Below are 12,293 nucleotides of genomic sequence, written 5' to 3' on the forward strand. Positions count from 1 at the left end.
ATTGGTACTTTTTATTGATTAAAATTCTCTGATTGTCCCAATTGTGTAAAGAATGTCTACAACATTGTAATAAAAATACGTTTTGAATTGTAATCTGAAGATATTACTCTTATCTTACCGCAATTATTTGGCTTATAAGCAACAAAATTGATTCTATGTGATAAAATAAATAGTAACGTCCATTGTCAACTTCCTATATAATGCCTAGCATTTTAACAAGTCGATTTAATTAATGAACAACTGGTCTTCTGAAAAAATATCTGTCCTGGCATTGATCTTACTGATTACAGGTGCAATTGATAGTATAAGAAATTTACCGGGAACTGCTCTATTCGGTTCTTCATTAATTTTTTTCTTTATCTTTTCCGCAATTGTATTTTTAATCCCAGTAGCTTTGGTAGCTGCAGAATTATCGTCAACTTGGTCTGATGAGGAAGGCGGAATTTACAGTTGGGTAAAGCATGCGTACGGAGAAAATCTCGCATTTTTTACCATCTGGCTGCAATGGATCAATACCTTAGTCTGGTATCCAACAATACTGTCCTTTATTGCTGGTGTCTTGGCCTATTTAATCAATCCCGAACTTGCCCAAAATAAGTATTATTTAATTTCAGTAATTCTTGTTATATTTTGGTCATTAACCCTGATTGCTTTATCTGGGTTACGCGCCTCAGCACATTTTGCAGGTCTTTGCGCCATATTAGGCATGATACTTCCAATGGGATTTATTATTTTTCTCGCCTTGCTCTGGGTCATTAAAGGAAATCCTATAGCAATTGATTTAAGCCTATCTCATTTGATACCACACTGGAAAGACAGTCAATCCTGGGTATCACTTACTGCAATTATGACCTCCTTTCTAGGTATGGAACTTGCAGCGGTACACGTTCGCAATGTGCATAATCCACAAACTAATTTTCCTCGGGCGATGTTTTTTTCAGTGCTGCTTATCTTGACCACAATGATTTTTGGTTCTTTAGCTATAGCATTTGTTCTTCCAAAAGAGAAGATCAGTCTGATTGACGGCGTACTGCAAGCTTTTACTAACTTTTTCCACGCATACAATCTTGAATGGCTATTGCCTATCTTAATTGCATTACTGCTTTTGGGAAGTTTGGGGAGTATGATCAACTGGATCATTTCGCCAGCCAAAGGCTTGTTGATGGCAGCCAATCATAATTTTTTACCAAATTTTATGTGTCAATTAAACAAACGTGGCATGCCTTCACGAATTTTAATCACCCAAGCCATTTTGGTTACGCTTTTATGCAGCGGATTTCTATTATTTCCAAGCGTAAATGCCATCTATTGGCTGTTCACTGCCTTAAGCACTGAGCTCTATATCATGATGTATGTTTTGATGTTTATTGCAGCCTGGAAATTAAAAAGCAAATATGCTCATCTTAATCGACCTTTCGCAATACCTGGCAAAAAAACAGGCTACTATCTAACCTGTATTCTGGGTTTAGGTGGTTGCACCATGACTTTAATTGTAGGTTTTATTCCACCAGTCGAGTTTATGAATTTTGGCAGCGCATCACATTTTCGTCTGGTTTTCTCTTTGGGAATCGCAATCATGATGATTCCAGCATTTTTACTGTACTGGCGTAAAAAATATATTACCAGATCGTAATAGCTATTTTGTAGCCTGGGTGAAGGCGCAGGCCGTAACCCGGGATCTTCTGCCTCAAATTTCCCCGGGTTCCGCTTCGCTGCACCCAGGCTACAAAACATCCCTTTGTTACAACTTATCCTTTTCTTCTAATGAAATAACTCGAGCTTCATGTTCCAACATAACCGGAATATCATCATGAATAGGGAATGCCAGCCGATCAAATTTACAAATAAGCTCTTGTTTTTTTAATAATAATTTTCCCTTGCATAAAGGACACACCAATATTTCCAGTAGTTTTTTATCCACAAAGTTCTCCTATGAGCCTAAGTCACTTTATTTCGTACGTATACAGGTTGCGCTTGAGCAGCTGAAATGAATTGTAGTCCAGAAAATTGTGCAAATTGAATCATAGCTGCTGCTGAAGGATTCACTGTTATTTTATCACTGATTTGTGATTTAACTCCCGGAGTAAACGCATCCCAATATAAGTCCGCCCCCACTCCTGCAAGGATTACAGATTGATTCTCGGGAAGGCTAAGTTCATGCACTGGATTAACGTGTTCCTCTGCTATCCATTGATCTTGGGCAAAATAAGCCCAATACATTTCCTGCATGCGCGCATCCAGTACAGCCAATACCGGTGCATGGTTCATCTGTTTTTGCTGTCGAACTGACCAAGCAACAGCGACCAGGCTACTCACCGGGATCAGATGCAAATCATGAGCATAAGCCAGCCCTTTTGCAATACTGCATGCAATACGCAAACCAGTAAAACTTCCAGGACCACGACCAAACACTATGGCATCCAGCTGGTTCAGTTGTAAACCGGCGTTGACCATCAATTTATCAATCATGGGTAAAATAAATTGTGCATGCGTTTTTTGATTGCTTTGCTCGTCACAAAGTAATTCTTTCCCTGTCAGCAAGGCCACACTTGCTGTTTCAGTAGATGTATCAATCGCTAGCAGTTTCATAATCCAGCTCTAATTCTTTAATAAATGTAAGCACTTTTTGTTCATCACGTGTTTTCGGTAATTGGGGTAAACTGGCTAAAATACGCCCACCATAATCTCTGCTGGTTAGACGAGGGTCTGCTATCATTAAAACCCCTTTATCCGCGTTATCCCGAATTAAACGTCCTACTCCCTGCTTTAGGGCAATTACTGCACCTGGCAAAGATAATTCGTCAAACCCGGACAAGCCTTTTTCTTTTAAATAAGCCATTCTACCACGAATTACCGGATCAGCCGGACTGGAAAAAGGCAACTTATCAATAATAACACAAGAAAGAGCGTCACCTTTGACATCCACTCCTTCCCAAAAAGTTGCGGTTCCCAATAAAACAGCGTTGCCTAATTGCCTAAAACGCTCTAATAAAATGGGTTTTGCCTCAGCCCCCTGAATTAATAAGGGATAGTTTAAAACATTGCTCATCATTTGAGCAACTTGCTTTAATGCTTTATGACTGGTAAATAGGAAAAAACAGCGTCCTCCTAAAGCTTCAATTAAAGGAATAGCCCGTGATACGAGTAATTCATAGTAAGCCGAATCCTTTGGATCTGGTAACCCTCTAGGCAAATAAAGTAACGCTTGTTGTCGATAATCAAAAGGACTGGGCAATAATAAAGTTTTAGCACCATGCAATCCTAGCGGTTTACAGAAACAATCAAAAGTTTCTGCAATCGTTAATGTTGCAGAGGTAAAGACATAAGTACTGTCTTGACGCATGAGCAAATTACTGAACGTTTCCGCAACATCATAGGGGGTAATATGAAAAACTAAGGTATGTTTAAAACGCTCTAACCAACGAATTTTGTTGTTATTTTCTTGAGTAAAGAACAACAAAATCCGGGTAAACTCTGCCAATCTTTCTTTACAACGAGCAAGCCCCGGAAATTCAGCCAGTGCCAGTTCATTAAAACAATCCATAACTTCATCTTTTAATGTCAACCAATTAGCCCAGGCATTCATAAAAGATTTATTCTGCTTGATCTCTTCCCAACTGAGCCGTTCATCCGTTCCTGGCAAACAATTTAGTAATTCATCCAGTAACTGATCGGCTTTATGGCTTAATGATTTTAAGGGTTGATTTGCAAGATCCATGACAGGCCATTCTTTAATGAGATCATCTAATAAATCATGGAATTGACGCGTTCCAATTCGCTCCCCATTAAAATGAGTTGCTATTTCGGCAAGTTGATGAGCCTCATCAAAAATAACAACATCCACACCCGGCAATAACTCTCCAAATCCCTCTTCCTTCAAGCGTGAATCAGCAAAAAAAAGGTGGTGGTTAATCACCACTACATCAGCATCGAGCGCACGTTTGCGTGCTTTAAGTAAAAAACAGGTTTCATGGTTAGGGCACTCTGTGCCTAAGCAATTATCCACTGTGGAGGTTACGTAATGCCAAACTGGAGAATCCTCACTAAGCTCAGGTAATTCTGACCGATCCCCATGCTCCATTTGTGATAATTTACTGCGCACATGAGCAACTTCGTGAGCACACTGAGGGCTTTGGAACTGCCCTTCTTCGGAGTGTAGCTCGACACGATATTGACATATATAGTTGGATCTTCCTTTTAGATTTTGTATGCGTGTAGATAATCCTAAGGCTCTAACCAAAGTAGGTAAATCTTTTTGATAGAGTTGATCTTGTAACGTTTTAGTTGCTGTGGAAATCAGTGCCTTTTTGCCACTTAATAAACAAGGAAGCAAGTAAGCAAAAGTTTTACCTGTTCCTGTGCCTGCCTCGGCAATTAAAATTGATTTTTCTTCAATTGCTTCAGCAATAGCCACTGCCAAATCTGACTGTGGCTTACGCGCCACAAATCCAGGAATTGCAGTGGAAAGTCGACCCTTCTCACTAAGGATTCGCTGACATGATTCAGCAAGTGAAGTGATTTCTACCACTCTTTTTGTAAATATTGAAGTTTATCCTTAACCTCATCCCAATCTTTAGCATCAGGTGGGGCATCTTTTTTGGCAGTAATATTAGGCCATTTTTGAGCAAGTTCCGCATTTAATTCTTTAAATTGTTGTTGTTCTGAAGTTAAATCATCCTCAGAAACAATTGCATTGACAGGACATTCAGGTTCACACAAGGCACAATCAATGCACTCATCTGGATGAATCACCAAAAAATTAGGGCCTTCATAAAAACAATCAACAGGGCATACTTCAACACAATCAGTATACTTACATTTAATGCAACTTTCTGTTACTACAAAAGTCATGATACCCCTTTCTTATGCTGAAAATAATGAATATTAAATCATAAAATAGACCCTTTACGATAGTCATTTTTCTGAGTTGTTACAGTGTCTGAACATATCTTTCTAAATTAAAGATAGCTTATGGTTACTTTAAAATCGAAAAAGATCAGTACGATAAACTTTTACTTACTAAATCCCCTATCATTCCTTGAATGGTCAATCATCGTGTGTTAATTTGACTCAAATTTTTACATCCTCTAAAGATGTTTTGTGCTCATTTTAAGCTTTCTTATTACAAGAATGAATCTTAATGTAAAAAAAAAAATACAAAATATGCTTAGCTTAATAATTTATCGAATTGATTTTTTGCGTTGGAGTGTCTATGCCATTAAAGAGTAAATTTAATCGCTATAAACATAGGGTACTAATAAAATTAATTAAGGAGTTTAATGAAGCTCCTGCACAAGATGTAATCCAACGATTATTTTATTTGCAAAAAATCAACCACTATATCAACTCGGCACAAATAGGGGATGAAGAATATAAGTGGCTCACTGCAAGAGATAAAGAAAGTTGGCGGGCCAATCTAGAAACTTATGGAATAAACCCTGACGGCTCTTTCCTTTTCAAAGGAATTCAGTTTGCCAGAGCAGTCACAGCAGCAATAGCGACACAAGTACAATCCCAAGTTCAAAGCTCTATAGAAGAAAATAATCAAGATTTCTACCAACTACTGCAAGAACGTGATGATTTATTAAAGGGCAATTTATCTTTTGAAGCGTCAAAAATACAATTTCAGAACTTATGTTGCCATTTAAATCATTTATCCGAAAAAAATGCAGAGCTGAAAAAACAAGTTGATGAACACGCTCAAATTTTAAACTTAGCCAAAAGAAAAATCAGTGCAATTAAAGGAGAAAGTGATTTAATAAGCTCTGACTATAAGACTGAAGCTTTAGGCTCCCGTCGTGTCAATAATTTTAATTTCAAATTTCAAATGAAAGGATGGGATGAAACTCTAGTATTTCGTGTTGAAGACCGAGATAATTTGAGCTTCGAACAAGAACTTCATTCTTATCCCGTATCAAAATATTTTGCTAATGACGTTGCTCTCTTCATGATGCAATTTAGAAGTGAGGACAACAAAGAAATTGAATATAGACCTGTAGTATTAAGTCAATATGCAAAGCAAGGAAGTTTACTGGAAGTAGTAAAAGGATTAAAAGCTCAGTCCGATGAACGATCACCACTGCAAAATCAACTAATGATTACTGCTGTAGTAAAACATTATTTTACTCAAATTAATGAATTTTGCCTCAAACTCAAAGATGCAAAGGCCTATCATCCAGATATTAAATTAAGTAATTTTTTGGCGCATAATAATAAGTTATTGATTAGTGACCGAAAAGCATTGACTCGTTCTAACTATCCCCTTGCTAGCAAACTACGCTGTACCCCTCGTTATGCTCCTCCACAATATCTTGCATGTCTTAATGAGGATCAGGATGATTACTTACCTAAAGCGACCCTCACTCACATCAAACTCGAGCCACTTATGTCCTATCAGATAGGTATGGCACTCAAAGAATTTCTAATACTGACCCAACTGGATGATATACCGGACAATTTTGAAGATCTTAGGTGTACCGCACGATCCCATTTTCAAAATCCTTGTCAATCGATTATCAATCTGTCCATTCTTGCAGAAGAGCTCACACACCCTGAAGAGAAAAAAAGACTCACAATAGAACAATTTCAAAAATTGTTACTCTATGTTTCTCATCCAACAGCATTCAATAAACATCTTGAAGAAGTATTATCTTCAGAAACCTTAGGAATTACTCACGAATTAAATGAGATTAATGAACTCTTGCGGACTGAAAAACTCGTAGATTCAGAATTTTTAGAGCAAGCGAATACGATTTTTGTTGCCATATCAGAACGCAATCCCAGTGAGCCACGTCTCAATCGAGTCGCTGAAAAGTTAGCAATCAAGTGTTATACGAACTATTCAGAACATTATTTTTCCAAAATTTCTCAAGAAATTGAAGATGCACTTTCAGATCAAGACTGGAACTATGCACCCTGGTGGAGACAAGCGATCCATATCTTTTCTCTGGGTCACTTCAGGATAGAGAGAATAACTAAAGTAGAAGAAATAAAAATTAATCTGGATTATAACGATCCGGTGTTCCGAAGTCATCTGATTCAATTCGAATTTTTACCTGCGGAAGCACTTGAGAACTTAGGTGTCATAGAGGGAAATAACTTGAAAAACTATTTTATAGAGCACTTGGATGAGATAAGAGCGCTAAATAACAGCGATGAAGAAAGCAATGAAGAAAATAAAGAAAACGTTGCAAAAGAACCCGAGGCCCCTACTGATTTGCCAGAATCATCCCAAAAACCCTCTAAAACTAGTGAAGAAGACTCTGCTAATAGCACACCATCGGGTACGATGATTGTCTATAAGAAAAAGAAAAAAACCAACAGTGAAACGCAAAAAAAGGATGGGTCCAAAGAACAAGAGGTAACAGTGGAATCTTCCTCTCATGTATCCAATCTTGTTGCACCCTCAATAGAGACGCAAAAGCCCGTCCTTGAAACGAAAGAGAAACCCCAGCATAAGAAAAAACCTTCTGTTAATCTTGCAGAAAGTCATAGTTTTTTTCCAGCAGCTGAAGAATTCGATGAGAATGCGCCGATTATGAAGAGAGGATCAATTCGTCGCGTCGGCAGTACCCTCTTTAGAGGAGAGCAAAAACACCACATTCACATTAATAAAATTTTTCCACCTTCTCAGGAAAAAGTAGCAGTAGACGAACATTCAACTTCAATCAGCATATGTAATTAAAAAAAGAAAAACTCAAGGAAGAGTTTCCCCAACAATTTTCACCTAATTCATTGAAATCAATAATGAAGTACAAATAAAATTTTATATGCTTTCAATTGTATTTACTTTGATTATTAAATGAAAACCCCTAATGATCTTTTTGACCAAAGGTATAAAAATTGTCTATATTTATAAACAGGATTAATTTGGTTTTATATAAGGACGTAATGAATGGAGTTGGGGCAAAAAAATAGGATTATCAAACGATTTTTAAGTGAGCAAAGTGAAAATCAAGATGCAATGGAACTGCAAGATCTTGATTTGGCGCGTTATTCTGACCTGGATAAGTTATTAGATCATATCGATTTCCATAAAAGCGATTTATTTAACTTGGAAACCTTGGAAACAGATCCAGAGCAGTGGCGAGAATTTTGTGGCATCATTAAATATTCCTCCACCTTTGAGAAAGGGGGCTCCCCTCCTCTATTGAAAGGTGTTGACCTCAAAAAAGCGGAAGAAGGCATTCGCTACACTCTAAATGCTCATGAAATCATTAAATTACCTAAAGACGATTACTACGCACGACCAACCCATACACCACAAAATACTGATACTGAGTTAGATGAATTAATCATCAATAGCAGAGCAAAGCTGTACACACTCACCCAAACTGTTCCAGACGCCACACAATTTGATGCCTCCAACTCATTACAGGTCACAACACTAATCCAACGTCTGCAAGAAGAGATGGAACGATTGGCCCATGATGATTCAGAGAAAGAAAAGGTAGAAAAAAGATTAAATATCTTATTGGATCTCCATAATATCAATGAATTAAAACGAATCACTATTCCGCAAGACAATGGATCGGAACTCATTTATTGCACGCTACAAGACAATATAGGTGGTGTAACAGAAAAAATCACCTTAATGAGTTTAGAGAATGTAAAAAAGCAGTTACGTCATCTATGTGAACGCGCAGAGGGCTTGAGCATAGAAGATTATCATGCTGAGAGAGAACACTATAAGCTCAATATAGAAGCCATTATTAAATTACCCAAACGTGGCAATATTCAAGAAGTGCAGCATGAAGCAATGGCACTCAATATTTCCCGATTAATGGAATTAGATACAGCAACTTCAGTTACTATTTCTCATAATGGACACCCTGCATTATTTATTCCCTTTGATGAAATACAGTTACTTACTAATTTCTCTTTAGGAAAAACTTTTTATGCATGGCTAGTAAGAAAAAGCTATACCCACTATTCAACCATTAAAACTCTAGGTGAAGGAATACAAGCAGATTGCTTTATTGACGATTTTGGCAATGCATTTGGCTTGCTTTATCTATGTAGCGATACCGATGCAATAGGTGGCAGCTGTCAAAATAAAGCATTAAGAAACGCAAAATCACTTTTTATTTTTGACCAGTCACTTATGGATACTCACAAATTTATTCTTGATTCCCGCTTGTGTCTTATTCCTGGAGAATTTCTTAAAAGACACACACGTCATGGTTTGGGAAGAAATCGTACTCTCATTGAAGATTCATCCATGCATTCTAAATTTGAAAGCATCATGCAATTGCGCGCTATGAACAATAAAATTCTACAATATGTTGCTCATGTTATATGGCAACACCAGCACCAAGCAAATCGAATTAAGCGTCAATTTAAAAAACCATTGAGCCCTGAAAAGCAAAGCCATTTAACCTCCGAATTAAGTGATCTAATGCTTCTCGAAAAAGACGCAGAAACACTGCAAACTCGAATAATGGAGCGTCTCACAGCAATCGATGATGTTCTCCCGCAAACAGCAGGAGATGTCGATTTACCTATGATAAGAAACGCCTTGATTTTTGAAAAACTAATACATAATCCTATATTGTATAGTGACGATGGCCGCCCTTTTAAAAACCCTTGGACCTATAGGCAACAAAATAAGCTTAAAAAAATTGAGAATCTGAACAATGGATTAATACAACTGACTTTTGGCGACAAAGTTTCTTCAATGATGGTGGATTTTATTATACGACGTGGTGGAGGAGACTCCATAACCCTCACCTCGGCCAAAACGGTCACGTTAAGTAAAGTGCAATTGATGGCATTAAGAGAAAACCTACTCCATCCTGAGCATCAATTGGTCCTGGATCCCTCCGTAAACTATTTGGACCCAGCCGATTTGGCTGCAATTAAAGAGGCCTATAATGCAGGAAATCGAACTTATATTATGCATACGATCACAAGCTATCGTGGGAAAATGAATAGTGATGTGGCCTCTGTTGATGAACGATTGAAATGCATTGTTGAAACTGAAGAACAACTTAGAGAGTTCATTATTACAGCTCATGATCGAGGTTTTGGCATGCACGTTATTAAAAAATTCTTTTTTGACGCGCAGCAACAATTGCAGAGGTTGATACCCCCTTTAAAAGCTCCAATAAAGTTAAATGACGCATTTGCTGCCGCTTTAAAGCTGGATAGAGTATCTGAATTTAATGCGGTCGTCTTGGAAGCAATAAAACAGGATAAAATCACGGATCAGCAATTCATAAGTTTTCTTGATGAATGTGTACAAAGAGCAAATGCAGCAACAAATTATATACAAGCACAGCAAGAAAGCTTAAAACTCTCCAATAAAGCTAAAGATGTGATACAGCAATTAGCGGCACTTACTATGCCTTTTATAACCCAGCTTCTAGCATCATGTTCACAGCAAAGTGAATTGAAGCAAACGGTACCCCTTTTCACGGAAACTAAGCTGGAGAAGGAAGAGGATTTGTGGACAGTAAAATCGTCACCGAATTCACTGCCACAGGATATGGTACACGAGGAAAATATAAAAATATTATGTAATTAATAAGTTATTTGCAGTGACTTATACACTTGAATGCAGTTAATGGAGCTATTATGCCAATACATGAGAGACGTCAACATTTTCGGGTAGAAGATCATATCTATTTTAACTACCGAATTATGGAACCAGGTGAACTGTGTCCTGATCGCACAGTTGTGGATCAACTTTTAGGCAAAAATGGGCAACGATATCTCGAGGCGGCTCATTATTTTCAAGAAATTGATTATGAGTTGGCTGAACTAACGCAAGTCATTGCACTTAAAGAACCAACAATAGCCCATTATCTTAATCTGCTCAATGCAAAAATCGATTATTTATCACGGCAAATGCTCATGACCAATACGATTCAGCTACGCAAAGTCAATATCAGTTTGGGTGGAATGGCATTTAAGACACCCGAGCTCGTTAAGGAAAAAACCCTGTTAAAATTGGTAATCTATACCAAACCCAAAATGATACCTATCATTGTTGAAGGTACTGTGGTTTATAGCCAATATCAAAGCGAACATAGTTACCGAACCGCAGTATCTTTTAATGGATTAACCCATGAACAGGAACAAATTCTTTCCCAACATATTTTATTGGCGCAAGCAAAACACCGTTCGGACTAAAAAATTAATTTAATAAATTGCCGAATAACACGTACACTATGCTGCGTTTATGATGTTAGAAATATGAGGCAACCATGACCAGAATAATATATTGCAGTAAATTAAAACAAGAAGCTGAAGGCTTATTAAAAGCCCCCTTCCCTGGCGCTTTAGGTGACCGGATTTACAATGAAGTATCAAAACAGGCCTGGAACATGTGGCTTACCCATCAAACCATGCTCATCAATGAATACCGGCTGAATTTAATGGAAGCTAAAGCCCGCGAGTTTTTAAAAGAAGAAATGCAAAAATATTTTTTTGGTGAAGGTTCTGAAAAACCAGCAGGCTATACACCTAAGTAAGACCATTAAATTTGTCTGAGATTTATAAATAAAATTAACCTTCGTTCGAATCCTGAACGATAGCCACATTTTTTTACAAACCTGCTACATATGCACTTTATATCAGAGAATAGAAACAAACTTTATAAACCTCACTACATACCGCGCCTTATGCGCGGTATCCAGACTGATGTTTGAGCATGCATATGCTGGGCTGTTAGGTTAAAAGCCAAAATCTGCCCCAAAAAACAGCATCATCCATAGATGTTATCAAACTTTACACAATAGAATAATTAATCTACATTTTGGATTTATTAATACCAAAAAGACAGAATAAAGCACTAAAATAATGATGAAAATTAATAACTTATTCAAAAAAAACACTATGCTTTTAAAAAACACATAAAAGTGAATATCCAGAAACAAATCGCATTAGCATAAAAAATAATTATTTTAAAAAAAAATGCATTCAACACTTGACTCAAAACGCTTCTCGGAGTCTAATAGCAACCCTCGGGGCCAGATAGCTCAGTCGGTAGAGCAGAGGACTGAAAATCCTCGTGTCGGCAGTTCGATTCTGCCTCTGGCCACCATGAGAATCAACGACTTACGGTGAATTCCCGAGATTTAAAAAACTGCGTGTAGCCGCAATTTATTTTCAAGTTTATATTCTATTAATTCCTCCTTATAGTCATGTAACCACAACGGTATTGTCGCTCCCTTCTCCCAATTGGAAAGTCAATGTGATCGAACTAGACTATTATCCGTGTTTCACGGTAGGTTTTCAGTATGCCCTCACCAATCCTGGAAGCGACGTGATATGGCATTTGCGTATTTAAG

9 protein-coding genes and 1 tRNA gene are annotated in these 12,293 nt (G+C 37.5%); 6 read left to right on the forward strand and 4 right to left on the reverse strand.

Translation table 11 applies throughout. From position 1 onward, the window contains the following. The first annotated feature begins 232 nt into the window (after nt 1-232). A complete protein-coding gene (locus Lstg_RS09095) occupies nt 233-1,633 on the forward strand; it encodes an APC family permease (RefSeq protein ID WP_058477349.1) in 1,401 nt (466 codons plus the stop codon). Between the two features lie 108 nt (nt 1,634-1,741). Here the strand turns inward: Lstg_RS09095 and Lstg_RS09100 are convergent, their stop codons facing one another. From Lstg_RS09100 to fdxA, 4 genes are read right to left on the reverse strand one after another with little or no spacing between them, the layout of a single operon-like run. Further along, nucleotides 1,742-1,921 carry a Trm112 family protein gene (locus tag Lstg_RS09100; RefSeq protein ID WP_058477350.1) on the reverse strand — a complete coding sequence of 60 codons (180 nt, stop codon included), beginning with the start codon at nt 1,919-1,921 and terminating at the stop codon, nt 1,742-1,744. A gap of 17 nt (nt 1,922-1,938) precedes the next feature. Then, entirely contained in the window at nt 1,939-2,589 is a 651-nt protein-coding gene (tsaB, locus tag Lstg_RS09105; RefSeq protein ID WP_058477351.1) for a tRNA (adenosine(37)-N6)-threonylcarbamoyltransferase complex dimerization subunit type 1 TsaB, read from the reverse strand. Further along, entirely contained in the window at nt 2,570-4,528 is a 1,959-nt protein-coding gene (locus tag Lstg_RS09110; protein WP_058477352.1) for a DNA repair helicase YoaA, read from the reverse strand. Before Lstg_RS09110 ends, tsaB begins: the two co-directional genes overlap by 20 nt. Further along, complete coding sequence (gene fdxA / locus Lstg_RS09115) at nt 4,522-4,851, reverse strand: ferredoxin FdxA (protein ID WP_058477353.1); 330 nt, start codon at nt 4,849-4,851, stop codon at nt 4,522-4,524. Before fdxA ends, Lstg_RS09110 begins: the two co-directional genes overlap by 7 nt. Nucleotides 4,852-5,212: 361 nt before the next feature. Between fdxA and legK7 the strand changes: the two genes are divergently transcribed. The 5 genes from legK7 (at nt 5,213) to Lstg_RS09140 (ending at nt 12,046) form a co-directional block, all read left to right on the forward strand. Continuing rightward, nucleotides 5,213-7,684, forward strand: coding sequence for a LegK7 family Dot/Icm T4SS effector kinase (gene legK7, locus Lstg_RS09120; protein WP_058477354.1), 2,472 nt, complete (start codon nt 5,213-5,215; stop codon nt 7,682-7,684). A gap of 210 nt (nt 7,685-7,894) precedes the next feature. Then, complete coding sequence (locus tag Lstg_RS09125; protein WP_058477355.1) at nt 7,895-10,525, forward strand: hypothetical protein; 2,631 nt, start codon at nt 7,895-7,897, stop codon at nt 10,523-10,525. A gap of 50 nt (nt 10,526-10,575) precedes the next feature. Further along, a complete protein-coding gene (locus Lstg_RS09130; protein WP_058477356.1) occupies nt 10,576-11,133 on the forward strand; it encodes a PilZ domain-containing protein in 558 nt (185 codons plus the stop codon). A 74-nt stretch (nt 11,134-11,207) separates the two neighbouring features. Then, the gene (locus tag Lstg_RS09135; protein ID WP_058477357.1) at nt 11,208-11,474 is read left to right on the forward strand and encodes an oxidative damage protection protein; all 267 of its coding nucleotides are present in this window, start codon (nt 11,208-11,210) and stop codon (nt 11,472-11,474) included. A 496-nt stretch (nt 11,475-11,970) separates the two neighbouring features. Then, nucleotides 11,971-12,046: transfer RNA gene (locus tag Lstg_RS09140), tRNA-Phe, on the forward strand. The last annotated feature ends 247 nt before the right edge of the window (nt 12,047-12,293 follow it).

It is taken from the genome of Legionella steigerwaltii (assembly GCF_001468065.1).
Taxonomy (GTDB): domain Bacteria; phylum Pseudomonadota; class Gammaproteobacteria; order Legionellales; family Legionellaceae; genus Legionella; species Legionella steigerwaltii.